The following is a 24,119-nucleotide window of genomic DNA, read 5'->3' as shown; positions in this document are numbered from 1 at the left end:
GCGGAACGGACGAGCCGGGTCCGACCGCGATCGCGGGCCGGATTCGGCTGAATCGGAACCGATAAGGCTGGTCGGGTCTTCCGGATTTACCGGGTTCACCTGGGTTGCGAGGGTTGCCCGGGTTATCGAGACATCGGCGTTTCGGGGTTTATCTCCGCCGACAATCCACAGCGTTCGCGGTTATTCCCCACGCCTTCCGGAGACTAACGCAGCACACGGGAAAAGTGTGCACAGTCGGCAAGGCGGAACACAACAGCGGAAGCGAATCCTCCGCCAATCCGACCTATCGGCGCAGTACAGGGACAACATCCCGTTCGTCCGATCATGCCCACGTATGCACCCCTGCAAGGCCGGACGTCGGACATATCGCCAGACGGCAATTTGCGGACATTTGACAAACACCGCACACCCGGTGAACCTGGGGTCCGACCACGGAATTCCACCGCGACCTCCACCTGACCGAAAATCAGGGCGCCAGTCGGACCACACCCCCAAAATCGCATTCTTCACCTGGACCGGGTGCCGCCGCCGTGCGCCCGAAAACCGGAAAAGGGGACGGAGTAGCCATGCTGCACACGCTCGTCGTCGGTCTGGGCCGCTCGGGGCGGGGGCTGCACCTCCCGGCGCTGAACCGCGCCCGCGCCCTCGCCGGCCGCCGGCGCCTCTTCTCGCCCGGCCCCGTGCTGACCCACGACATCCGGGCGCTCCGGGGCGAGCCGCCCCTGCCGGGCACCCGCCCCGTGACCGCCCTGGCCGAGGCCGCGGCGCTGGTCGACCCCGCCCGCACCGTCGTCCACCTGTGCACCCCGCCCGGGGTCCGCTCGCGCCTGATGGCCGACCTCGCCGCCCTGGGCTACCGCCGCATCCTGGTCGAGAAGCCCCTGGCGCCCGACGAACCCGAACTCGCGGCCGTGCTCGGCGCCCGCCGCCGCCACGGCCTGGACCTCGTCGTGGTCGCGCAGTGGCTGACCAGCGCGCTGAGCTACCGGCTGCTCGCCGCCGCCCGCGAGGGCGCGTTCGGCGCCCTGCGCGCCATCTCGGTCCTGCAGACCAAGCCGAGATTCGTCCGCTCCCTGACCAGCCGCGCCCACCCCACCGTCTTCGACGTCGAGCTCCCGCACTCGGTCGGGCTGGCGCTGGCGCTGGCCGGCCCCGCGCGGGTGCGCGCCGCGGCGTGTACCGACATGGCCCTGGGCAACGTCGAGGTCCCCCGCCTGGGGCAGGCCCGGCTCGTCCTGGACCACCGCTCCGGTACCCGCACCGAGATCTTCTCCGACCTGATGTCGCCCACCCGCGAGCGCCGCATCCGCCTGGAGTTCGACACCGCCACGCTGGTGGGCCACTACCCCTGCAGCGAGGACGACGACACCGCCCAACTGCGCACCACCACCGAGGACGGGTCCTCCCACCTGGTCTTCCACGACGACGCGCTCGCCGACTTCATGCTGCGCGCCTACGAGCACTTCGCCGGGCGCCGCCCCATCACCGACCTGTTCGACATCCAGGTGCGCACGGTGCGCCTGCTCGCCGAGGCCAAGCGGGTGTGCGCCGCCCCCGCGACCGGCGCCGGCCGCGCCGCCGGCCCCGCCCTTACCGAGGCGGTGCCCCCCCGTGCCTGAGCCCGCCCCGATCGCCGCGGCGCCCCCGGCCGCGCCCGCAGCCGACACGGTGGCCGCGGTGCCCGCAGCCCCGACGGCGCCCTCGGCGGCGCCGCCGGCCGCCGCGTCCGGGCCCACCGCCGCCATCGCCTACGCCGGCATCGGCGACGAGGCCGGGCCCGACCTCGCCACCCAGCTCGCCGCCCTCGACACGCTCGGCTGGCGCCACCTGGAGCTGCGCAGCGTCGGCGGCACCGCCGTCGCCGACCTCGACGACACCGCCTTCGCCCGAGTCGCCGGCGAACTCTCCGCGCGCGGGGTCGTGGTGTGCTGCGTGGACTCCCGGATCGGCAACTGGGCCCGGCCCGTCACCGGCGACCCCGGCCCCGACCTGGCCGAGCTAGCGGTCCTGGCCGACCGCTGCGCCGCCCTGGGCACCGACCGCGTCCGCGTCATGTCCTATCCCAACGACGGCCTGCCCGAGCACGAGTGGCGCCGCCGCGTCCTCGACCGCACCCGGCGCCTGTGCGACCTCGCCGAGCGGCGCGGGCTGCGGCTGCTGGTCGAGAACTGCGCGGGCTGGGCCGCCGACTCCGCCGAGCGCATGCTCGACCTCCTCGACTCCGTCGCCAGCCCCGCGCTGGGCCTGCTCTTCGACACCGGCAACGGGATCGCCCACGGCTACAGCGCCGCCGACCTGCTCGGCGACATCGCCGCCCGGGTGGCGCACGTCCACGTCAAGGACGCCCGCTCCACCCCCCAGGGCACGGTCTACACCGTCCCCGGCCAGGGCGAGGCGCGGGTGGCCGACTGCCTGCGCATGCTGCTGGCCGCCGGATACCAGGGCGTGTGGTCGATCGAACCGCACCTGGCGCTGCGCCCGCACGAGCCCGGCACGGCCCTGTCCGGCGACCCCGCCGGGTTCACCGCCGCCGGCGAGGCGCTGCGCCGCCTGGTCGACCGCGTGGTCGTGCCCGCCGCGCCCGGCTGGTCGGGCGGTGCGGTGGGACTGGTGCGCCGGGGGGCGCCGTGAGCACCGCCCGGCTCACCCCCGCCGACCACCGCCTCCTGCTGCGCCTGCTGGAGCTGCCCACCGCCGGGCCGCTGGAGACCGGGCCCGGCGCCCCGCCGCCGCGCCTGCGCCAGGCCCAGCGCACCTACGCCGAGGCCGCCGCCGAGGCGGGCTGCGTGGTGGTGCACCACGGCGCGCCCGACCCCGCGGAGCTGGAGCGCCCCGAGGTCCCCGAGGCCGTGCGCCGCGCCGCGGCCGACCCCGCGTTCCTCGCCGACCAGCCCAGTCTGGTGCTGCGCCTGGGCCCGCCGCTGCCGCGCGCCGCCACCGCCATGTTCAACGTGCACCTGGACACCGTGGCCGGCGACGAGCCGGTGTCCTTCGACGGCACCCGCTTCCACGGGCGCGGCGCCGCCGACGCCAAGGGCCCGGCCGTGGCGCTGCTGGCCGGCCTGCGGGCGGCCCGCGCCGCCGACCCCGCCGTCGGCACCGAGGTCGGGGTGCTCGTGCAGGCGGTCGCCGGAGAGGAGGGCGGCGCCATGGGCGTGTTCGGCACCCGCCCCCTGGTGGAGCGCGGCCTCGTGGGCCGCCTCAACGTCTTCTGCGAGCCCACCGGCCTGCGCTACCTGCCGCGCTGCACCGCCGCCATGACCGCGCGGGTGCGGGTGCGCGGCCGCGACTCCATCGACGACCGCCCCGGCGAGGGCCACAACGCCACCGTGCTGCTCGGCTTCCTGGCCCAGTACCTCGCCGAGGAGCTGGCCCACCACCCCGGCGGCACCGTGTGCGTGGCCGGGCTGCACACCGGCACGCTGCACAACCGCGTCTACGGCCGCGGCGACCTGCTGCTGAACCTCGCCTACGCGTCCTCGGCCGCCGGCCGGCGCCTGGGCGCGGCCGTCGAGGCGGCCCTGGACTCCGGCCTGGCGGAGTTCTCCCGGCGCTTCGCCGCCGCGCCGCCCTTCGCCCTGACGGCGGCCGACGCCCGCGCCATCACCCGCCTGGACTGGCTCAAGCGCGGCCTGCCCACCCTCGACGGCCCCGACCCCTGGCTGCGCGACCTGATGGAGCGCGCCGGGGTCGAGCCCTGGCCCGCCGACGCGCGCGGATTCACCTGCGACGCCATATGGATGGCCGGGGTGCCCGGCGCCGCCGCCGTGCTGGGCCCCGGCGACCTCGCCGCCAACAACGCCCACGCCCAGGGCGAGTTCGCCGACCTGGCCGACCTCGACGCCTTCGCCGACACCGTCGCCCGGCTGCTGCTCGCCTTCGCCGACGACCACCGACAGCGGAACGGAGCATCGTGACACGATCGGACACCGCGCCCCCGGTCCCCGCGCGCAGCGACGTGCGGGTGGCCCACGCCGACCTGGCGGCCTGCACCGCGCGGATCCTCGCCGCGCGCGGCCTTGCCCCCGACCGCGCCGACGCCGCGGCCGCGGCCCTGTGCCACGGCGACCTCACCGGGGTGCGCTCCCACGGCCTTGCCAACCTGGCGCGGATCTACCTGCCCGCGCTGCACTCCGGGCGCATCGACCCCGCCGCCGAGCCCCGCGTGCTCTCCGACCTGGGCGCCTGCCTGCTCGTGGACGCCCGCCGCGCGCTGGGCCTGTGGCAGGCGGGCGCCGCCGTGGACCTCGCCGTGGAGCGCGCCCGCCACCACGGCGCCGGCCTGGTGTGGGTGCGCGGAGCCACCCATTTCGGCTGCGCCGGCCACCACGCCGCCCGCGCCGCCGAGCACGGCATGGTCGGGATCGTGGCCGCCAACTGCGGGCGCCAGCGCATCGCGCCCCCGCCGGGCGGGCGGCGCCCGCTGCTGGGCACCAACCCCCTGGCCGTCGCCGCGCCCGCCCTGCCCGGCCGCCCGTTCGTGCTGGACATGAGCACCACGGCCGTGCCAACGGGTCGCGTGCGCGAGGCCGCGCGCGCCGGCCGCGCCATCCCCGAGGGCTGGCTGGCCGACGACCTCGGCCGCCCCGTCACCGACCCCGCCGCCTTCGACCGGGGCGAGGCGCACCTGCGCTGGCTGGGCCAGGGCGAGGGCGCCTACAAGGGCTTCGGGCTCGGCCTGGCGGTCGAGGTGCTGGCCGCCCTGGTCCCGGGCGCGGGTCTGGGACCCTGGCCCGACCCCGGCGCCGGCGGCGCGGCCCCCGCCGACGACGACATCGGGTTCCTGGCGGCGGCCTTCGCTCCTGCGGCGCTGCGCGCGGGTTTCGCCGACGACGCCCGCACCCTGTTCGCCGAGGTCCTGGCCTGCCCGCCGACCGATCCCGCCTCACCCGTGCGCTACCCGGGCTGGCCCGAGGCCGAGCGGGCGGCCGAGCACCGCCGCACCGGGGTGCCGCTGGCCGAGGCCGTCTACCGCGAACTCGCGGCGGCGGCCGCCGCCGCGGGCACCGCCGCGCCCGCGCTGATCGGAGGCGTGTGATGGCACCGACCGCACCGCTGCGCGTGGGGCTCATCGGCCTGGGCGCCATCTCGCGGTTCTACGTCCGGGCGCTGTGCGAGCGCCCGTCGCTGCGCCTGGCGGCCGTGTGCGACCCCTCCCCCGAGGCCCTGGCGCCCTTCGCCGCGACCGTGCCCTGCCACCGCGACCACCGCGACCTGCTGGCCGCCGGCGGCCTCGACGCCGTCGTGGTGGCGGTGCCCAACCACCTGCACGCCGCCGTCGCCGGCGACGCGGTCGCCGCCGGACTCCCGGTCTGCGTGGAGAAGCCGCTGGCCACGGCCCTGCCCGACGCCGAGGCGCTGGCGGCGGCGGCCGAGCGGCGCGGCGTGGTGCTGCGCACCGCGTTCCACCGCCGCCACAACGCCGCCGTGCGGGCCCTGGCGGGCCGCCTGGCCGGGCGCGCCCCGGTCACCGGGCTCACCGTGCGCTATCTGGAGCGGATCGAGGACCACATCGGCGGCGACGCCTGGTACCTCGACCCGCTCCGGTGCGGGGGCGGCTGCGTCGCCGACAACGGGCCCAACGCCTTGGACCTGGTACGGCTGCTGCTGGGCGAGGTCGAGGTGGTCGGCGCCGAGGTCGAGCGCGACCCCGCGGGCCTGGACCGCCGGGCGCGGGTGCGCCTCGCCTCGGCGGACGGCGCAGCGGCGACCGTCGAACTGGACTGGGCCTTTCCGGGCGAGCGCAAGGACGTGCTGGTGCGGCTGGCCGATGGCGGCACCGACGGCGCCGACATGCTCGCCGGCCACCCGGGCTTCAAGGGCTCGCTGTGGCACGAGTACGCCGCGATCCTGGCCGACTTCGAGGACCGCGTGCGCGGGCGCGCCCCGGCGGGCGGCGACGGCGGCGTGCCGGCCCTGGCGCTGGTCGAGGCGGCCTACCGCGCGGAGCGGGCGCCGGAGTCCGGCGCGTCGGCGGCCACCGGGGCGGGGGGACGCGCGTGATCGGCGAGGACGGGGCCAAGCGCACGGTGGCGGCCACGGTGGTCAAAGTGCTGGTGCACCGCCGCACGGACCGCGGGATGTCGCTGGAGCCGTTCGCCAGCCGCTGCGTGCGGGCGGGCGAGGTGCACGAGCTGGTCACCACCGACCACACCGGCACGGCGGCGGGCACGCGGATCGACCGGGTGGGGTTCCTCGGCTTCGCCGAGATCGACCGCGCCGGCGTGATCGACCGCGGCGACGAACTGCGGGTCAACGGCCGCACGGTCGGCACGGTCCTGGGGTTCGACGCCTGCCACTTCCCCAACCACTACAACGTGCTGGTGCGCACGCCGCGCACGCTGACGGGGCCGGACCTCCGACTGGCGCCCGAGGACCGGATCGAGTTCGTCCCGGCCCCGTTCGCGGAGGACTGAGGGGAAGGAGGGGGGCGCGGCCGGACCGGTCGGCCGGGCGTGCGCGGGGAGCGCGGTGGGCGGGCGAGGCGTCGACGGGCACCGCCGAGCGCTGACGGGCCTGCGCAGCGGCGGGGCGCGCCGGGGGCACGGAGGGAACCGCCGGAACGGGGCCGGTACCCACAGCACGGCCGGCGCACACAGCACACGGCGGGAACAGCGGCGTGAACCGCGCCGACAGTGCTGCCGACCGCGCCGCCCGGCGGCCTTCACCCTCCCGGTGCGAAGGCCGCACCACGGCGCGGTCGGCCCGGACCCGCGGCGGCACCGTCCCGCACGGCGCCGCCGCGGGCGGCTACCGGCTCAGCGGCCCAGCAGCGGCACGTCGCTGCGCCCGAGGTGGTAGTCGCGGACGGCGGCGAGCAGTTCGTCCACGGTCAGGTAGCCGTTGCCGTTGGTGTCGATCTGCTGGAAGATCTCGGCACTGTCGGACTGCACACCGATGGCGTCCAGCCAGCGCTTGAACTCGTCCGGGCTGACCCGGGAGTCGCCGTCGGTGTCGAGGAGGTCCACGATCGCCCGGATGGTCGGCCGCAGCACGCGGCTGAAGCCGGCGTCGCCCTGGCTGATGATCTCGGCCTCGGCGACCTGGGCGAACTCCTCGGCGTTCAGCGAGCTCTTCCCGGCCTTGCTGGCCAGGTAGTCCCACATCTGGGTGTAGGAGTCGAGGACCGCGCGCGCCCGGGGGGACGTCTCGTCCTCGTTGAGGCTCCGGATGATCTCGCGCGCCTCGGCCTCGAAGTCCGATCGGTCGATCTGGCCGTCGCCGTTGTTGTCCCAGAAGGAGAAACGCTCGTTGAGCCGGTCGCGCTCGGTGAGGCTACTCGCCATGTATTGCTCCTCAACGCAAAACGAGGGTGGACGATTGGCCCGAATGCGCAGTTTCGGGCCGGTCAGCGAAGCTTCGCGGGATTTACATTAGCGTTTCCCGCCTATGCCGACCAGTCCACAAGAATGAATTAACGGCACACCGGCATTGTTGCGCACCACCCCATGAGAATGCATACCGGACATCAATCGATTAACACCCAGAAAACCACGAGTGGATTTCCGTCATATAACGGATTTTCCCGCGATGCCCGGGTGGGGGAGGAAGCACCGTGAAAGCGCGCTTTCTCCACTGGGGAATCCGGGGCCGCTGCTCTTTTCGGCCGATCCGGAGAAAGGCGATTGCTCCCGCCCTGAACCCCCGCTCCGCGGTGGGGCGGCACCCGGCAGGACGCCCAGGGGCCCGCGCCCGCGGCGGCGCGGGCGGGGCGGAGGCGGGTGGGAAAGCGGCCGGCCGTCGGGGGCGGGCAGGCCCGCCCCCGACGGCCGCGCGCGGCGCTCAGACCGAGGGGTCGGCCGGCTCGTAGCTGCGGCGCAGCGCGTAGGGCTGGAGCTGGCCCAGGCCGTGGGCGTGCCGCGCCCGCACCGCCACCACCTGCAGCGCGGGCTCGTCGCGCAGCTGGTCGGCCAGCGCCTCGTCGATCAGGATGGTGCCCGGGCGGGCGAAGGACGTCAGCCGCGCCGAGCGGTTCACCGTCGTGCCGAACACGTCGCCCAGCAGCGCGAGCACCGGACCGTAGGCCAGCCCCACGCGGACGTCGGGGACCTCTATGTGGGTCTTGACGCCGTCGGCGAGCTGCAGGGCGATCTCGGCGGCCTGGAGTGCGGTGTTGGCGACGTAGAGCACCTCGTCGCCGAGGGTCTTGACCACGCGCCCGCCGCCGGAGGCCACGATGTCGGTGGCGGTGGACTCGAAGCCCTCGACCACCTCGGCCAGCTCCACCTCGTCCAGCTCGCGGCTGAGCGTGGTGAACGACACCAGGTCGGCGAACCCCACCGCCAGGGGGAAGTAGGTGGGCGCGGCGTCGTCGCTGCTGCGCGCGAACGCGATCCGCCGCGCGATCGAGGCCGCGAGCTGGCGCCGCCAGATGTAGAGCAGCAGGTTCTCGATGTCGGGCATGAGCTCCTGGGCGAGCCCCACCAGGGGGCCGTGGCCGTCGTCGGCGGCGCGGTCCTGCGGCTCGTAGGAGAGGGTCGACAGGATGCTGGTCTGCCACTCGGCCAGGCGCGCCATGGTCTGGCCCATCGCCCGCGCCATGCGGATGGCGGCGTCCTCGTCCAGGACGCCGTTCTTCATCAGCTCCGAGGTGACGCGCAGCGCCTCGACGTCGCCGTCGGTGAACGCCACGGCGTCCTCGCCCCGGGCGGCGAACCCCAGCGCCCGCCAGACGCGCTTGGTGAAGTCGTTGGAGGCCCCGGCCAACCGCACCGCCTCCTCCCGCGTATAGCGCGCCTCGCCACCGAGCAGGACGGCTTCGATCTCCGAGGGGTCGGGACGCGACGACATAGGAACTCTCGTGTTCGAGGCCGGTGCGGCGGGGGGAACGCGGCACCGGCCGAGCGGACGGAAGGCACAGAAGGCACAGAGGGCACGGTCACCCGCGCGTCACTGTCGGTTTAGTACGTGGGGGCGGCGCCCGTCAAGAAAGACCAGGTCCGCACCGCGTCCGCGCAGCCCGCGGGGGGTGCGCACGGCGCGGGGGCGGCCGCGGGCCGCGGTCGCGGCGGCGCCGCACCGTCACGGGACGATCCTCGCACAGGCGGCGGGCCCGCCGCGGGCGGCGCCCCGTACCGGCCGGTACCCGCCCGGCGCCGGGCGGTCGGCGGGTTCGGAGGCGCGGTGCGGCGGCGCGGCCCCTGGCGGACGCCCGTGACGGCACGGCGGCGCGGCGGTCAGCCCCGGCCCAGCACCAGCGTCCAGTAGACGCGGCCGGAGTCGTCGTAGGCTCCGGCGCCGACCTCGGTGTGCCCGCAGTCCAGCATGATGCGGCGGTGGCTGGAGCTGTTCTTCCAGTCGCGCACGGTCTCGCCGGCCGTCTTCTGGCCCCGGGCGATCAGCTCGCCCGACCAGTGCCGGTATCCCTCGGCCTCGGCGCGGTCGTCGCCGCGGTCGCCGTTGGCGCTGGTGTGGGTGAGCCGGCCGCGCTCGGCCATGTCGGCGGCGTGCTTGCGCGCGGCGGCGGCCAGCCGGTCGTCCTCGCGCAGGCGGGCGCACCCGGCGCCGGTGTGGGCCTCGTTGACCTCGCGCACCAGCGACTCGGCGCGGGAGTCGTCCTTGGTGCCCTGCGCGCCGCCGGGCGGCCGCGGTGCCGAGGGCGCCTCGGGCGCGCCGCCGGGCCGCTGCGGCACCGCGGGCGGCTCGGGCGCGGCGGGCCACGGGTCGGCACCGGCGGGCGCGCTACCCAGGGCGGCGGCGCAGCACAGTCCGGCCAGTACCGCGGCTCCGCGGTCGATCGCCCCGCGGGTCACGCCGGCCCGGCCGCGCGGGGCGGACCCGGATGAGCCTCCGCGCCGGCGGTGCGGATCGGGCCCCGCGACGGCCCGCGCGCGCCGGCGCGGAGGCTCACAAGGCCGAGCTGTAGACGACGTGGACATGGGCACCTCCCAGGCCGGCGGTGTAGGTGGTGGTGCGGTAGACGACGGTGCCGTCCCGGCGCGTGATGCTCTCGACCACGGTGATGGCGGCGCCCTCGTGGTCGGCGGTGGTGGTGCTGTCGAGGAACATGGCGTCGGCCGACGCGGCGGCCGGGGCGGCGAGCGCCAGCATCGGCACGGCTGCGGCAACGAGGCCGATGCGGCGGAGTGAACTCTTCATCTGTCCTGCTTTCCGTGCTGTCGCGGGCCGCGCATCGGCAAACCGACGCCTGCGCCCACGACCGCACATGGAGACCGAGTGATTACCCTGTGTAGTTACGTGGAGGCGTAAACAGGGCCGGACACCCGCGGCGTCCGGCCCCTTCCGGTCTTGACGCCGCCGCCCGTGCGGGCCGCCGCGTTCGTCAACCGCGCGTGTGCGTGCCGACCTAGTCCGCGACGCTGGTCACGCTCTGGCTACCGGCACCCTTGGGGCCCGCGTAGTCGGAGTGCTGGTGGTAGAACGACCAGCCGCCGCCCTTGTCGTCGCCGTGACCGGCGGCGGCCACCACGCCGTAGGAGCTGGCGCCGTACGGCCCGGCAGCGGTCGCCTCGGCGGCGTAGCCGCTGTCGGCCATGGCCAGGGACTGCGCGGAAAGCACGATGGCGGGCGCGGCGAGCGCGGCGATGGCGAGACGGCGCAGAGTCGTGCGCTTCATAAGTCAGGTTCCCCTCTCGTATGGGCCGGACCCCGTGTCCGACCTGCGGCAACCCGTCCCGGGCGCCACAGGGAATCTGTCCGCAAACCCACCCGATGTAACACACTGAATTTGATTCAGTGCGTAAAGTAATCATTATCATCTATGGCGGACCATTGGTCGACACACCCCCAGGAGCATATACACCGACATTCCACCCAGGAAAAATGGTTCATTCTTCTACGAAATGGCGCTGCGGGCGCGCACCGTGCCGGGCGCCCGGACGCCGCACCGCCTCCGGGCGCCCGCCGGGGACAAGGGGGCGGAAGGTGGGGCACGCGCCGTATCCCGGCTCGACGGCGGTACCGGCACTCCCCCGGCCCGGCACGGAACTTTGGCCGACCGCGCGCACCGCCACCGGCACCGGCCCGGAATTGACCGCCGTGGGCGCCCCTTCCGCGCCCGCGCCGAGCGCCGCCGCCCGTCCCCGCGATTCCCGCCCGAGCGGCCGCGGCGGAACGGAATTCGGCGCAGCGGCCGAAGGACATGAATTGCCGGGCTTCCCCCGCCGCGCCGCACGCGGCCCGGCGTCCGCGCCCGCGCCCCGCCAGAGCGGGGCGGCGCGCCCTCGCGCGTGCCGCGCGGCCGGGTGTCAGCCGGCGGTGCCGCCCGGGCGGACGTGCACCACGTCCCCGGCGCTGAGCGCCTGCTCCCGGCCCGTCTCGGTGCGCACGACCAGACGGCCCTCGGCGTCCACCCCCACCGCGCGGCCCTCGGCCCGCCGGTCGCCGGGCAGGTGCACCCGCACGGCGCGCCCCACGGTCAGGCAGTGCCGCCGGTACTCCTCGGCCAGTCCGGCCGCCTCGGCGTCGCCGCCTGCCGCCGCCCAGGCGGCGTAGCGCTCGGCGAACTCCTCCAGCAGGGCGCGCAGCAGCGCGTCGCGGTCGGTCCCCGGCGCGCCGCACAGGGCCAGCGACGTCGCGGTCTCCACCGGCAGCTCCTCGCGGCGCTGTGCCACGTTCAGCCCGATCCCGATGACGATCCCGGGCGGGTCCGCCGCGCCGCCGCCGTCGGGGGCGGGGAACGCGGCCTCGGCGAGGATCCCGGCGAGCTTGTGCTCGCCGTCGCGGGAGAGCAGGTCGTTGGGCCACTTCAGCGCGGTCGCCACCCCCGCCGCGCGCTCCACGGCGGCCACGGCCGCCACACCCATCAGCAACGACAGCCAGCCCACGCGCGCCGCCGGGACCCGCGGCCGCACCAGCGCCGACAGGGTGAGCGCGGCGCGCGGCGGCGTGGTGAACCCCCGGTCCAGCCGGCCCCGGCCGGCCGTCTGGTGCTCGGTGACCAGGACCGCGCCCTCGGGCTCGCCCTGCCGCGCGTGCTCCAGCAGCGCGGTGTTGGTCGAGGCCATGGCCGGGACGACCGTGATGGTCCGCCACAGCCCGCCGGGGCGCACCAGGGCGCGCTCCAGGGCGGCCGGACGCAGCGGCGGCCGGTCGTCGGCGGCCTCGGGGCCGCGGTGGTGCGGTGATCGCGGAAACGCGGTGTCGTCAGCGCCCATGGGGCCATTCAACCGCCCCGCCGGGGCGGGCGCGGCCCCGGCCGCCCCGGCGGCGAGGGGGCCGGCGGCACGCGGCCGCCGGCCCCCTTCGGCCGCCGCGGCCTCAGCCGGTGTTCTGCAGGCCGGCGGCCACGCCGTTGACCGTGAGCAGCAGCAGCCGCTCCAGGTGCCGCTGGTCCTCCTCGGAGAGGTCGCGCGCCTCGTCGCCGCGCAGCGCCTCCAGCGCCCGCAACTGCAGGTGCGACAGCGCGTCCACGTAGGGGTTGCGCAGGTCAACCGCGCGGGACAGCACCCGGCGGTTCTCCAGCAGCCGCTTGTGCCCCGTGACCTTCAGCACGAGGTCGCGGGTGCGGTCGTACTCGGCCAGGACCAGCTCGGTCAGCTCCGGCCGTCCGCCCAGCGCCAGGTAGCGCTCGGCGATGGCGCGGTCGGTCTTGGCCAGGCTCATCTCGGCGTTGTCCAGCAGCGACGAGAACAGCGGCCACTCGGTGTAGGCCGTGTGCAGGGCCTCGACGTCCTCCACGGCGGCCAGGCCGGTGCCCAGGCCGTACCAGCCGGGCAGGTTGACGCGGGTCTGGGTCCAGGCGAACACCCACGGGATGGCGCGCAGGTCCTCCAGGCCGCGGGCGGCGCCGCGCCGCGACGGGCGCGAGCCCAGCCGCAGCTCGCCCAGCTCCTCCAGCGGGCTGACCCGGGAGAACCACTCGGCGAACCCCTCGGTGTCGATCAGCTCGCGGTAGGCGCGGTGCGCCGCCTCGGCGATGCGGTCGGCGAGCCCGCGGTGCTTGGCCGACGCCGCGCGGGCGCGCTCCTGCACCTGCTCGGTGCCGGCCATGAGGATGGCGTGGCCCACCTGCTCGATGTGGCGGTGGGCGATGGCGCGCTGGCCGTAGCGGGCGAAGATGACCTCGCCCTGCTCGGTGACCTTGAACCGGCCCGCGACCGAGCCCGGCGCCTGGGCGAGCAGCGCCCGGCTGGCGGGGCCGCCGCCCCGGCCCAGCGAGCCGCCGCGGCCGTGGAACAGGGTGAGCCGGACGTCGTTGCGCTCGGCCCACTCGGCGAGCTGGGCCTGGGCGTCGTAGAGCCGCAGCGTGGCGCTGACCGGGCCGACGTCCTTGGCGGAGTCGCTGTAGCCCAGCATGACCTCCATGCGGCGGCCGGTCTGCTCCAGGCGGCGCGCCATCTCGGGCAGCTCCAGCATGCCGTCGAGCACCCGCGGCGACGCCTCCAGGTCGGCGCCGGTCTCGAACAGCGGGATCACGTCGAGGACGGGCGCGCGGCCGCCGGGCATGGCGCGGTCGGCCAGCTCGTAGACGGCCGCGACGTCCTCGGCCGAGCGGGTGAAGCTGACGATGTAGCGGCGGCAGGCGTCGACCCCGAACCGCTCCTGGATCCAGGCGATCACGCGCAGCGTGGCCAGCACCTCGCGGGTGCGCTCGGAGGGCTCCTCGCCGGCGCGCAGCTCGGCCAGCGCCTGGGCGTGCACCGCGCTGTGCTGGCGGACCTCCAGTTCGGCCAGGTGGAACCCGAAGGTCTCGGCCTGCCAGACGAGGTGCTGCAGCTCGCCGTTGGCCTGGCGCACCGCCCCGGCGCGGGCCAGGGAGGCCTGCACGGTCCGCAGGTCGGCCAGGAACGCCTCGGGGTTGGGGTAGGCGAGGTCGGCGTTGCGCTCGCGGGTGGCGCGCAGCCGCTCGGTGGCGAACAGCAGCGCCTGGCGGTGCGGCTCGTTGGGCGAGCGCTTGGCGATCTCGGCCATGATCCGCGGGTATCCGGCCTCGGCGGCGGCCAGGTGGTCGCGCAGGTCGGGGCTGGCGGGGGTGAGGTTGCCGTAGGCGGTGAGGGTGCGCGCGATCCGGCCGCAGGCGTTCTCCAGGGCCCGCAGCACGTGCTCGGACTGGATCGCGATGGCCTCGCGGGTGATGTCGTGGGTGACGAAGGGGTTGCCGTCGCGGTCGCCGCCGATCCAGCTGCCGTAGCGCACGAACGCGGGGGCGCGGGCGGGTTCGCGCCCGGTGCCCTCGGGGTCGAGCGCGGCGTCCAGGGACCGGTAGATCTGCGGCACCACCTGGAAGATGGTCTCGTCGAAGGCCGCCAGCGCGGTGCGGACCTCGTCCAGCGGGTCGAGCTTGGTGTAGCGGAGCTGGGAGGTCCGCCACAGCAGGTCGATCTCCTCCAGCAGGCGGCGCCGGGTCTCGGCCTCGGCGGTGCTGCCGGGGTGGGCGGCGTGCAGCTTCTCCAGCTGCCCGCTGATGCGCAGGATCGAGGTGGAGACCGCCCGGCGCCGCGCCTCGGTGGGGTGCGCGGTCAGCACGGGGTGGAACTCCATGGCGGCGACCATCTCGCGCAGCGCGTCCTCGCCGGCGTCGGCGCGGATGGCGCGCACGGCGGCGGCCAGGGACTCCCGGGGCGGGTTGTCGGCGTCGTCGCGCTCGCGCAGGGCGCGGATGCGCTGGTGCTCCTCGGCCAGGTTGGCCAGGTGGAAGTAGACGGTGAAGGCCCGGGCGACCTGCTTGGCCCGCTCCAGGGGCCAGGAGGCCACGAGTTCGGTGATCTCGGCGCCGTCGACCGAGCCGTCGCGTGCGCCGATGACGGCGCGCCGCAGCCGCTCGACGTCGTCGAGCAGGTCGGCGCCGCCGCTCTCGGCCAGCACCGTGCCCAGCATCCCGCCCAGCAGGCGGACGTCGCCGCGGAGCTGGTCGGGGATCTCCTGGCGAGCACTGTCGCGTTCCGCGCTTACCGCTGTCATGTGCACGACCTTACCCAGATTGGTCTGAACCACTGTTGAACGGGGGACCATAACTCCGTGCGGGGCGCGGCGGCCGCGTCCGGCCGCGCGGGCGGCGTCGGCACTCCCGCCACCGCCGCCGGACTCCCGCTCCCGCACTCCCGCCACCGCCCCTTTCCCACCGAAGGCCACCCCATCACGCCCCGGCCCTTGGGCGGGCCCGCGCGGGGCCGGTGCGACGGCGGGCCGACACCGCCTTGACCGCCGTGCCACAGCCGCGCGAGCCCGAGCCCGAGCCCGCGCCGGTCGGCGGGGGCGACGGCGAGGGCGGTGACGGCGACGGCGGCAGGGGCTCGGGCGAACGATCATCGGTCAGCGTGGCCGATGGTCGGGGTTGCGACGAGGCACCGAGGAGAGGCGGGGAGCCAGGCGCGCGGCCACCGGTGCCCGGGGCGGGCGGACCGGCTCGGCGTGGCGGCGGCCGCCCAGGCGAATGCGGCGCCGGGAAGCACCGCCCACAAGCCCACCCACCGCCCGCCGCTCCGCGCCCGTCGTCCTCCCCACCCACCCACCCCCCGACCTGCCGCCCAATCCCGGGGCGCGTCACCGCCGCGGCCGCGCGCGGAGTTATCGTGTGGCGTTATGGCCACCGAAGCCCCTGAACCCCTGCCCGCGGCCGAGATCGACATCCACACCACCGCGGGCAAGCTCGCCGACCTGGAGCGCCGCCGCTACGAGGCGGTGCACGCCGGTTCGCAGCGGGCCATCGAGAAGCAGCACGCCAAGGGCAAGATGACCGCCCGCGAGCGCATCGACGCCCTTCTGGACCCGGGCTCCTTCGTCGAGTTCGACGCCCTGGCGCGGCACCGCTCCACGGGCTTCGGGCTGGAGTCCAACCGCCCCTACGGCGACGGCGTCGTCACCGGCTACGGCACGGTCGACGGCCGCCCGGTCGCGGTGTTCAGCCAGGACGTGACCGTCTTCGGCGGCTCCCTGGGCGAGGTCTACGGCGAGAAGATCGTCAAGGTCCTCGACCACGCCCTCAAGACCGGCTGCCCGGTGATCGGCATCAACGAGGGCGGCGGCGCGCGCATCCAGGAGGGCGTGGTCGCGCTGGGCCTCTACGCCGAGATCTTCAAGCGCAACACCCACGCCTCCGGCGTCATCCCGCAGATCTCCCTGATCATGGGCGCCGCGGCCGGCGGGCACGTGTACTCCCCCGCGCTCACCGACTTCGTGGTCATGGTCGACCAGACCTCCCAGATGTTCATCACCGGCCCCGACGTCATCAAGACGGTCACCGGCGAGGACGTCACCGTGGAGGAGCTGGGCGGCGCGCGGGCGCACAACACCAAGTCGGGTGTGGCCCACTACATGGCCGCCGACGAGCGGGACGCGCTCGACTACGTCCGCGAACTGCTGTCCTACCTGCCGGCCAACAACCTTGAGGACCCGCCGGTCGCCGAGGGCCCCGACGAGCCCGAGGTCACCGACACCGACCGCGAGCTGGACACCTTCGTGCCCGACTCCGCCAACCAGCCCTACGACATGCACCGGGTGATCGAGCACGTCCTGGACGACGGCGCGTTCCTGGAGGTGCACGCCCAGTTCGCCACCAACATCGTGGTCGGCTACGGGCGGGTCGAGGGCCGGCCGGTGGGCGTGGTGGCCAACCAGCCGATGAGCCTGGCCGGCTGCCTGGACATCGACGCCTCCGAGAAGGCCGCCCGGTTCGTGCGCACCTGCGACGCCTTCAACGTCCCGGTGCTCACCTTCGTGGACGTCCCCGGGTTCCTGCCCGGCACCGACCAGGAGTGGAACGGGATCATCCGCCACGGCGCCAAGCTCATCTACGCCTACGCCGAGGCCACCGTCCCGCTGATCACGGTCATCACCCGCAAGGCGTTCGGCGGCGCCTACGACGTCATGGGCTCCAAGCACCTGGGCGCCGACATCAACCTGGCCTGGCCCACCGCCCAGATCGCGGTGATGGGCGCCCAGGGCGCGGTCAACATCCTGCACCGGCGCACCCTGGCGGCGGCCGAGGACGTCGAGGGCGAGCGCGCCCGGCTGGTGCAGGAATACGAGGACGCCCTGCTCAACCCCTACGCCGCCGCCGAGCGCGGCTACGTCGACGGCGTGATCCTGCCCTCGGAGACCCGGGTGGCGGTGGCCAAGGCGCTGCGCTCGCTGGCCGGCAAGCGCGAGCAGCTTCCACCCAAGAAGCACGGGAACATCCCGCTGTGAGCGGGCGGTCCACGAGGTACGCGAGGTCATCGAGGTACGCGAACAGGGGGTGGCGATGACGGCGAACGCGGCGGGGCCCTCCGGTCCCGCGCCGTTCCTCCGGGTGGTCCGCGGCGACCCCACGCCCGAGGAGGTCGCCGCGCTGGTGGCGGTGCTGACCGCGCGCGCCAGCGCCGCGCGGGCCGCGCGCGGCGCGGCCGAGGGCGCGCCGTACTCGGGCTGGCGCGACCGCGCGCGGCTGCTGCGCCGCCCGCCGGCCCCCGGGCCGGGCGCCTGGCGCGCCGCCTACGGCCCCGGCTGATCCGCCCACCGCTCCCTAGACTTTCCACCACAGGCGCCGATCCCCGCCGACGCCGGACCAGGAGGTTTTTCGACCGTGCGTAAAGTTCTGATCGCCAACCGCGGCGAGATCGCGGTCCGCGTCGCGCGCGCCTGCCGCGACGCCGGGATCGGCAGCGTCGCGATCTACGCCGAGCCGGACCTGGACGCCCTCCACGTCAAGGTGGCCGACGAGGCCCACGCCCTGGGCGGCCGCACCCCGGCGGAGTCCTACCTCGACATCGGCAAGATCCTGGCCGTCGCCGAGCGCTCCGGCGCCGACGCCGTCCACCCCGGCTACGGCTTCCTCGCCGAGAACGCCGACTTCGCGCAGGCCGTCATCGACGCCGGGCTGACCTGGATCGGCCCGCCGCCCTCGGCCATCACCGCGCTGGGCGACAAGGTGGCGGCCCGCCACATCGCGCAGAAGGTGGGCGCCCCGCTGGTGGCCGGCACCCCCGACCCCGTGTCGGGCGCCGAGGAGGTCGTGGCCTTCGCCGAGGAGCACGGGCTGCCCATCGCGATCAAGGCGGCCTTCGGCGGCGGCGGGCGCGGGCTGAAGGTCGCCCGCAGCCTGGAGGAGGTCCCCGACGCCTACGAGTCGGCGGTGCGCGAGGCCGTCGCGGCGTTCGGCCGCGGCGAGTGCTTCGTGGAGCGCTACCTGGACCGCCCCCGCCACGTCGAGACCCAGTGCCTGGCCGACTCCCACGGCAACGTGGTCGTGGTCTCCACCCGCGACTGCTCGCTGCAGCGCCGCCACCAGAAGCTGGTCGAGGAGGCGCCCGCGCCCTTCCTCAGCGACGCCCAACTGGACCTGCTCTACACCTCCTCCAAGGCGATCCTGCGCGAGGCCGGGTACGTGGGCGCGGGCACCTGCGAGTTCCTGGTCGGCCAGGACGGCACCATCTCGTTCCTGGAGGTCAACACCCGCCTGCAGGTGGAGCACCCGGTGTCGGAGGAGGTCGCCGGCATCGACCTGGTCCGCGAGATGTTCCGCATCGCCGACGGCGCCGAACTCGGCTACGGCGACCCGGTGCTGCGCGGGCACTCCATCGAGTTCCGCATCAACGCCGAGGACGCCGGGCGCAACTTCATGCCCGCGCCGGGCACCATCACCGCGCTGAACCTGCCCGGCGGGCCGGGCGTGCGGGTCGACACCGGCTGCGAGGTCGGGTTCACCGTGCCCCAGGCGTTCGACTCCATGGTGGCCAAGCTCATCGTCACCGGCCGCACCCGCGCCGAGGCGCTGGAGCGCTCGCGGCGGGCGCTGGCGGAGTTCGAGGTCGGCGGCATGCCCACGGTCATCCCGTTCCACCGGGCGGTGATCGAGGACCCGGCGTTCGCGCCGGCCGACCCCCAGACCCCGTTCTCCGTCTACACCCGGTGGATCGAGACCGAGTTCGACAACACCATCGAGCCCTACGCGGGCGCCGCCGAGCAGGCCGAGCCCGAGGAGCGCACCCCGGTCACCGTCGAGGTCGGCGGCCGGCGGCTGGAGGTCGTGCTGCCCGCCGGGCTCGGCGCCGACCTTGGCGGCGGCGGGGGCGCGGGCCGCCCGGCCCGCCGCTCCGGGCGCCGGGGCGGCGGCACCGGGGGCACCCCGGCGGCGGCCGGCGGCGACTCCCTGGTCTCGCCGATGCAGGGCACCGTGGTGAAGGTGGTGGCCGAGGACGGCCAGCAGGTCGCCGAGGGAGACCCGGTGGTGGTCATCGAGGCGATGAAGATGGAGCAGCCGCTGACCGCGCACAAGCCGGGCGTGGTCGCCGGCCTGTCGGTGCGGGCTGGCGATCCGCTGAGCAGCGGCGGCGTGGTCTGCCAGATCAAGGACGCCTGAGCCGCCCGCCGACGCGGGCCGGGGCCCGGCCGGGCACTGCCCGGCCGGGCCCCGGCGTTGCGCGATACGCGGTCCCCGTTTCCCAGCGTGGGCGTTGCCCGTCGCGGCGCCGAGCGGAACCAGGACGCCGGGGATTCCTACGGCGATGCGACGAATTGCGTGGCGTGCGCCATATCCGTCGCGCCCGTTGCCGGCGGCGCGGCGCGGCCGGACCGCTGCCCGGTGTCTCCGCTGGTGATGGGCCCACCCCGCCGCGATCCGCCAAGTGAGCCCAGGCTAACCTAATCTCCATCCCGATCCGGGGGCGTCCCGGTCGCGGCCGGGCGGTGCGCCGCGCGCTCCGCGCGGCCGCGGCCGGGCGCGGGTCTCGCGGACGCCGGCGGGCGCACCGCCCGCCGAGCAGGAACGTCAGGAGAGCACGTTGGTCAAGACAGCACACCCGCGGCCCCGCACAGGCGCGCCGGTCATCTCCCGCCGCAGCGCGCTGCTCGGCCTGGGCGGCGCTGCCGCGCTGGGCCTCACCGCCTGCGGGCCCCCGCCCACCGAGGAGTCCGGCAGCGGGCCCGCCCGCCGCGTCAAGCACAAGTACGGCACCACGGAAATCTCCGGACGGCCCTCCCGCGTCGTGACGGTCGGGTTGACCGAACAGGACTACGTGATGGCGCTGGGCGTCACCCCGGTGGGCGTGCGCGAGTGGTTCGGCGGGCACGACGGCGCCCTGTGGCCGTGGGCGGCCGAGCTGCTGGGCGATGACGAGACGCCCGAGGTGCTGCCGGTGGAGGAGCTGAACTTCGAGCAGATCGGCGCGCTGCGCCCCGACCTGATCCTGGGGGTCAACTCCGGCCTGACGGAGGAGGAGTACACCACCCTCGCCGAGATCGCCCCCACCATCGCCCAGGCGCCCGACCACGCCGACTACGGCGCGCCCTGGCAGGAGATCGCCGCGATGGTGGGCACCGCGCTGGACCGCGAGGCGGAGGCCGAGGCGCTGGTCGCCGACATCGAGGAGCGCTTCGAGCAGGTCCGCGCCGACCACCCGGAGTTCGCCGAGTCCACGGGCCTGCTCGCCACCTCCATCGAGGGCGAGGCGTGGGCCTACGCCGAGGGTCCCGCGCCGGGGTTCCTCACCCAGCTCGGCTTCGCGCTGCCCGAGAAGGCCGAGGCCCTGTTCACCGACGAGGAGCGCGCGCCCAAGCAGGTCAGCCTGGAGAAGCTGGAGGTGCTGGAGGCCGACGTGCTGCTGCTGGGGGTCTACGACGACCCCGACAACAGCGTCGCCCGCACCGACGTCTTCTCCGAGCTGGACGCCGCCAAGGAGGGCCGCGTGCTGGAGATGCCGGAGATGAGCCGCCTCAACGGCGCGCTGTCCTTCGGCTCGGTGCTCAGCCTGCCCTACGCGCTGGACGAACTGGTGCCGCGCCTGGTCGACCTGGTCGACGGCGACCCCGGCACCGAGCCCGCCGAGGTGGAGTAGCCCTCCGGGCGGCCCCGGCGCGCGGACGGCCGGGAGGGGGTGTGCCGCCGCCCCCTCCCGGCCCCGCGCCGTTTGGGCCCCGGCGCCGCGCGCGGCCTGGAGCGCGATCCGGGCCGCGGCGGGGTTCCGATCCGGCGGTGTGATCTGGGTGACATCGCACCGCGGTTGGGGAATAACCGGGCAGTGGCCACCATTGTGGACTTTTGTGACGAATCTTTGGGGCCTCACCGTGCGCCGGCACATCGACCTGTGCCGTGTCGCATCGCAGGCGTGTCCCCGGGTCTGACCGACGCTCGACCCGGCCGCCGCCGTCCCCGCCGCGCGCGTTCGCTGCGCGCCCCGTCCCCCGGAGCGGCCCCGCCCACCCGTGGGGCCCCCGATTCGCCCTGACCCAGGAGTCACTCCGTGCTATCCGCACTCCGCCGCGTCCCCTTCGCCGTCCAAGTCATCGCCGCCCTGGTCGTCGGCATCGGCCTGGGCGTCGTGGCCCGCCAGCTCGGCGGCACCGCCGACGACCCCAACTGGCTGGCCGTCACGCTCGACACCATCGGCTCGACCTTCGTGACCCTGCTGCAGACGATCGTGCCGCCGCTGATCGTGCTGGCGGTCATCTCCTCGATCGCCAATCTGCGGCACACCTCCAACGCCGCCCGCCTGGCCGGGCAGACGCTGCTGTGGTTCGCCGTCACCGCGCTGATCGCCGTCGCCATCGGCATCGGGCTGGGCCTGGTCTTCCAGCCGGGTGTCAACGCCGGCGTCGACGCCGGTGCCGCCGAGGCCCCCGACGCGGGCTCGCACGGCTCCTGGCTGGCGTTCCTGGAGAGCCTGGTGCCGGTCAACATCCTCGGCCTGACCGCGGGCACCGCCGAGGAGGGCGGCGCGCTCACCACCAGCCTCGACTTCAACGCGCTCCAGCTCATCGTCATCGCCATCGCGATCGGCGTGGCCGCGGTGCGCGTGGGCTCGGCCGCCGAGCCGTTCCTGGCCTTCACCCGCTCGGCCCTGAGCGTCGTGCTCAAGGTCCTGTGGTGGGTCATCCGCCTGGCCCCGCTGGGCACCGTCGGCCTGCTGGGCAACGCGGTCTACAGCTACGGCTGGACCACCGTGGGCGCGCTGGGCCGGTTCTCCGTGGCGATCTACGTGGGCCTGGCCCTGGTGCTGTTCGTCGTCTACCCGGTGCTGGCCCGCCTGCACGGCCTCTCGCCGCTGAAGTACTTCACGGGCGTGTGGCCCGCCGTGCAGCTCGGGTTCGTCTCGCGCTCCTCGATGGGCACCATGCCGGTGACCGAGCGCGTGGCCGAGCAGAACCTGGGCGTGCCGCGCCACTACGCCTCGTTCGCGGTGCCCTTCGGCGCCACCACCAAGATGGACGGCTGCGCCGCGATCTACCCCGCCGTCGCCGCGATCTTCGTGTCGCAGTTCTACGGCGTGCCGCTGGGCATCACCGACTACCTGCTGATCGTGTTCGTGTCGGTGATCGGCTCGGCGGCCACCGCCGGCACCACCGGCGCCACCGTGATGCTGACCCTCACCCTGTCCACCGTGGGGCTGCCGCTTGAGGGCGTGGGCCTGCTGCTGGCGGTCGACCCGATCCTGGACATGGGCCGCACCGCCACCAACGTCGCCGGGCAGGCGCTGATCCCCGCGATCGTCGCCAAGCGCGAGGGCATCATCGACCTGGCGCGCTACAACGCCCCGCGCGGGCTGGACGGGTTCGTCGCCGACACCGAGGCCCCGGCTCCGGGCACCGGCACCGCCGACGCGACCGGCACCGCCGGCAGCGCCGAGGCGGACACCGAGCCCGCCGAGCCCGCCAAGGCGGCCGGGTCCACCCCGGCGTCCTCGGCCTGACGGCCGCGCCCCGCACGCGCGGGGCGCGCCCCGCCACCCGCACCGCCGCGACACCACTACGGGCGGCCCGCCGCTTGGGCGGGCCGCCCGTAGTGTGGGGGCACAAGGTCGTGGAACCACAGCCCACGGTTCCCCCAGGGGAACCTTCCGGCCTCCCTGTTCGTCTAGTGAGGATGAGGGAGGCGAGAGGAACGATCATGTTGCGCCGCTTGGTACTACCCGCCCTGCTCGCCGCGGGGCTCACTGTCATGGCAGCGGCACCGGCCAGCGCCGATGCTCCCCCCGCGAACGACGTCGTCGACGCGCTACGGAACGAGAACGTCTTCGTCGACCCCGCCGTCAGCACCGAGGAGCTCCCCCAGGCCGAGCGGGACGCCCTTGCTGACGCGGCCGACTCCGCGGCCAACCCCACCTACTACGTGATCCTGGGCTCGGAGACCTTCAACTCCGAGGCCAGTGTCGACAGCTACCTCTCCGAGGTCCAGGCCGAGGTCGGCGACGGCACCTACGCCGTCCTGGCCGGGTCGCAGAACCTGATCATCGACTCCACCGAGCTCAGCCCGGAGGAGAACCAGGCCCTGGAGCAGGAGCTGCTCGCCCGGGGCGAGGGCCAGGTCGACACCCTGGTCGCCGTGCCCGAGGTCGTCGAGGAGCAGGAGTCCGCCGACGCCGCCTCCGGCGTGTTCGGCGCCCTGCTGCTGGGCCTGCTGGTGCTGGCCGTGGCCGCGGGCGGGTTCTTCCTCTACCGCGGCAGGAAGCGCCGCGAGGAGCAGAAGGCCAAGGAGCTGGCCGAGATCAAGCAGATGGCCACCGAGGACGTGGTCCGGCTGGGCGAGGACATCGCGCGCCTGGAGATCGACGTCGCCAAGGTCGACGACCTCACCCGCGCCGACTACACCCACGCCATGGACTCCTACGACCGCGCCAAGGCCACGCTCGACAACATCCGCGAGCCCGAGCAGGTCCAGCAGGTCACCAACGCCCTGGAGGACGGCCGCTACTACATGGTGGCCACCCGCGCGCGCATGGCCGGCGAGCCCGTGCCCGAGCGCCGCCAGCCGTGCTTCTTCAACCCGCAGCACGGCCCCTCGCGCCAGGACGTCATGTGGGCGCCGCCCGGCGGCACCAACCGCTCGGTGCCGGCCTGCCCGGCCTGCGCGCAGGCGGTGCTCTCGGGCCACGACCCCGACGTCCGCCTCGTCGAGGTCGACGGCCGCCGGCGCCCCTACTACGACGCCGGCCCGGCCTACGCCCCCTACGCGGGCGGCTACTTCGGCATGGACATGATGATGGGCATGTTCACCGGCATGATGATGGGCTCGATGATGGGGTCCATGATGGGCGGCGGCATGATCGGCGCCGGCGACATGGGCGGTGACATGGGCGGCGGCGGAGACTTCGGCGGAGGCGGCGACTTCGGCGACTTCGGCGGAGGCGACTTCGGCGGGTTCGACTTCTAGGCCCGCCCGCCCCACCCGGCCACGCACCAACGGCGGCCCCGGCACAGCGCGCTGTGCCGGGGCCGCCGGCGTTGGCGGGCCCCGCCCGGCGGTC

The 24,119-nt window shown here is 75.0% G+C and carries 20 protein-coding genes; 13 read left to right on the top strand and 7 right to left on the bottom strand.

What is annotated here, in order from left to right:
- Positions 1–566: 566 nt before the first annotated feature.
- Genes HNR12_RS19725 through HNR12_RS19700 form a run of 6 tightly spaced genes read left to right on the top strand, consistent with a single transcriptional unit; the run spans position 567 to position 6,416 of the window.
- Entirely contained in the window at positions 567–1,619 is a 1,053-nt protein-coding gene (locus HNR12_RS19725; RefSeq protein WP_179768993.1) for an oxidoreductase, read from the top strand.
- Positions 1,612–2,631 carry a sugar phosphate isomerase/epimerase family protein gene (locus HNR12_RS19720; RefSeq protein WP_308118629.1) on the top strand — a complete coding sequence of 340 codons (1,020 nt, stop codon included), beginning with the start codon at positions 1,612–1,614 and terminating at the stop codon, positions 2,629–2,631. The genes HNR12_RS19725 and HNR12_RS19720 overlap by 8 nt, the downstream gene beginning before the upstream one ends.
- Entirely contained in the window at positions 2,628–3,917 is a 1,290-nt protein-coding gene (locus HNR12_RS19715) for a M20/M25/M40 family metallo-hydrolase (RefSeq protein ID WP_179768992.1), read from the top strand. Before HNR12_RS19720 ends, HNR12_RS19715 begins: the two co-directional genes overlap by 4 nt.
- Complete coding sequence (locus tag HNR12_RS19710) at positions 3,914–5,038, top strand: Ldh family oxidoreductase (RefSeq protein ID WP_179768991.1); 1,125 nt, start codon at positions 3,914–3,916, stop codon at positions 5,036–5,038. Before HNR12_RS19715 ends, HNR12_RS19710 begins: the two co-directional genes overlap by 4 nt.
- Positions 5,038–6,003: a Gfo/Idh/MocA family protein gene (locus HNR12_RS19705; protein WP_179768990.1), complete on the top strand. Its 966-nt coding sequence runs from the start codon at positions 5,038–5,040 to the stop codon at positions 6,001–6,003. The genes HNR12_RS19710 and HNR12_RS19705 overlap by 1 nt, the downstream gene beginning before the upstream one ends.
- A complete protein-coding gene (locus HNR12_RS19700; protein ID WP_179768989.1) occupies positions 6,000–6,416 on the top strand; it encodes a DUF6917 domain-containing protein in 417 nt (138 codons plus the stop codon). Before HNR12_RS19705 ends, HNR12_RS19700 begins: the two co-directional genes overlap by 4 nt.
- A gap of 342 nt (positions 6,417–6,758) precedes the next feature.
- Here the strand turns inward: HNR12_RS19700 and HNR12_RS19695 are convergent, their stop codons facing one another.
- The 7 genes from HNR12_RS19695 to HNR12_RS19665 form a co-directional block, all read right to left on the bottom strand.
- Positions 6,759–7,286 (bottom strand): EF-hand domain-containing protein, encoded by a 528-nt coding sequence (locus tag HNR12_RS19695; RefSeq protein ID WP_179768988.1) that lies wholly within the window; start codon positions 7,284–7,286, stop codon positions 6,759–6,761.
- 496 nt (positions 7,287–7,782) lie between these two features.
- A complete protein-coding gene (locus tag HNR12_RS19690) occupies positions 7,783–8,790 on the bottom strand; it encodes an adenylate/guanylate cyclase domain-containing protein (RefSeq protein WP_179768987.1) in 1,008 nt (335 codons plus the stop codon).
- 386 nt (positions 8,791–9,176) lie between these two features.
- Entirely contained in the window at positions 9,177–9,752 is a 576-nt protein-coding gene (locus tag HNR12_RS19685) for a CAP domain-containing protein (protein ID WP_179768986.1), read from the bottom strand.
- A 94-nt stretch (positions 9,753–9,846) separates the two neighbouring features.
- Positions 9,847–10,098 (bottom strand): hypothetical protein, encoded by a 252-nt coding sequence (locus HNR12_RS19680; RefSeq protein ID WP_179768985.1) that lies wholly within the window; start codon positions 10,096–10,098, stop codon positions 9,847–9,849.
- Between the two features lie 208 nt (positions 10,099–10,306).
- Positions 10,307–10,576 (bottom strand): hypothetical protein, encoded by a 270-nt coding sequence (locus HNR12_RS19675; protein WP_179768984.1) that lies wholly within the window; start codon positions 10,574–10,576, stop codon positions 10,307–10,309.
- A 631-nt stretch (positions 10,577–11,207) separates the two neighbouring features.
- Positions 11,208–12,116, bottom strand: a complete 909-nt coding sequence (locus tag HNR12_RS19670; protein ID WP_179768983.1) for a biotin--[acetyl-CoA-carboxylase] ligase — start codon at positions 12,114–12,116, stop codon at positions 11,208–11,210.
- A 103-nt stretch (positions 12,117–12,219) separates the two neighbouring features.
- Positions 12,220–14,862: a phosphoenolpyruvate carboxylase gene (locus HNR12_RS19665; protein WP_179768982.1), complete on the bottom strand. Its 2,643-nt coding sequence runs from the start codon at positions 14,860–14,862 to the stop codon at positions 12,220–12,222.
- A 621-nt stretch (positions 14,863–15,483) separates the two neighbouring features.
- On the opposite strand from HNR12_RS19665, the gene HNR12_RS19660 reads away from it, so the two are divergent.
- The 7 genes from HNR12_RS19660 (at position 15,484) to HNR12_RS19635 (ending at position 24,025) form a co-directional block, all read left to right on the top strand.
- Complete coding sequence (locus tag HNR12_RS19660; protein WP_179768981.1) at positions 15,484–17,088, top strand: acyl-CoA carboxylase subunit beta; 1,605 nt, start codon at positions 15,484–15,486, stop codon at positions 17,086–17,088.
- A gap of 55 nt (positions 17,089–17,143) precedes the next feature.
- A complete protein-coding gene (locus HNR12_RS19655; protein ID WP_179768980.1) occupies positions 17,144–17,389 on the top strand; it encodes an acyl-CoA carboxylase subunit epsilon in 246 nt (81 codons plus the stop codon).
- Between the two features lie 75 nt (positions 17,390–17,464).
- Positions 17,465–19,240 (top strand): acetyl/propionyl/methylcrotonyl-CoA carboxylase subunit alpha, encoded by a 1,776-nt coding sequence (locus HNR12_RS19650; protein WP_179768979.1) that lies wholly within the window; start codon positions 17,465–17,467, stop codon positions 19,238–19,240.
- 421 nt (positions 19,241–19,661) lie between these two features.
- The gene (locus HNR12_RS19645; protein WP_179768978.1) at positions 19,662–20,714 is read left to right on the top strand and encodes an ABC transporter substrate-binding protein; all 1,053 of its coding nucleotides are present in this window, start codon (positions 19,662–19,664) and stop codon (positions 20,712–20,714) included.
- A 139-nt stretch (positions 20,715–20,853) separates the two neighbouring features.
- Entirely contained in the window at positions 20,854–21,000 is a 147-nt protein-coding gene (locus HNR12_RS29800; protein WP_394353921.1) for a putative leader peptide, read from the top strand.
- Positions 21,001–21,119: 119 nt separating this feature from the next.
- Positions 21,120–22,565: a dicarboxylate/amino acid:cation symporter gene (locus HNR12_RS19640; RefSeq protein ID WP_179768977.1), complete on the top strand. Its 1,446-nt coding sequence runs from the start codon at positions 21,120–21,122 to the stop codon at positions 22,563–22,565.
- A 248-nt stretch (positions 22,566–22,813) separates the two neighbouring features.
- Complete coding sequence (locus HNR12_RS19635; protein WP_246425133.1) at positions 22,814–24,025, top strand: chemotaxis protein CheA; 1,212 nt, start codon at positions 22,814–22,816, stop codon at positions 24,023–24,025.
- Positions 24,026–24,119: the final 94 nt, after the last annotated feature.

Source organism: Streptomonospora nanhaiensis (genome assembly GCF_013410565.1).
Taxonomy (GTDB): Bacteria; Actinomycetota; Actinomycetes; order Streptosporangiales; family Streptosporangiaceae; genus Streptomonospora; species Streptomonospora nanhaiensis.
This window is presented reverse-complemented; position numbering and strand designations above follow the sequence as displayed.

Coding starts and splice junctions, on each gene's coding strand:
- HNR12_RS19725 (WP_179768993.1), top strand. CDS start 567: ATGCTGCACACGCTCGTCGTCGGTCTGGGCCGCTCGGGGCGGGGGCTG.
- HNR12_RS19675 (WP_179768984.1), bottom strand. CDS start 10,576: ATGAAGCGCACGACTCTGCGCCGTCTCGCCATCGCCGCGCTCGCCGCG.
- HNR12_RS19690 (WP_179768987.1), bottom strand. CDS start 8,790: ATGTCGTCGCGTCCCGACCCCTCGGAGATCGAAGCCGTCCTGCTCGGT.
- HNR12_RS19705 (WP_179768990.1), top strand. CDS start 5,038: ATGGCACCGACCGCACCGCTGCGCGTGGGGCTCATCGGCCTGGGCGCC.
- HNR12_RS19670 (WP_179768983.1), bottom strand. CDS start 12,116: ATGGGCGCTGACGACACCGCGTTTCCGCGATCACCGCACCACCGCGGC.
- HNR12_RS19655 (WP_179768980.1), top strand. CDS start 17,144: ATGACGGCGAACGCGGCGGGGCCCTCCGGTCCCGCGCCGTTCCTCCGG.
- HNR12_RS19695 (WP_179768988.1), bottom strand. CDS start 7,286: ATGGCGAGTAGCCTCACCGAGCGCGACCGGCTCAACGAGCGTTTCTCC.
- HNR12_RS19665 (WP_179768982.1), bottom strand. CDS start 14,862: ATGACAGCGGTAAGCGCGGAACGCGACAGTGCTCGCCAGGAGATCCCC.
- HNR12_RS19660 (WP_179768981.1), top strand. CDS start 15,484: ATGGCCACCGAAGCCCCTGAACCCCTGCCCGCGGCCGAGATCGACATC.
- HNR12_RS19635 (WP_246425133.1), top strand. CDS start 22,814: ATGGCAGCGGCACCGGCCAGCGCCGATGCTCCCCCCGCGAACGACGTC.
- HNR12_RS19680 (WP_179768985.1), bottom strand. CDS start 10,098: ATGAAGAGTTCACTCCGCCGCATCGGCCTCGTTGCCGCAGCCGTGCCG.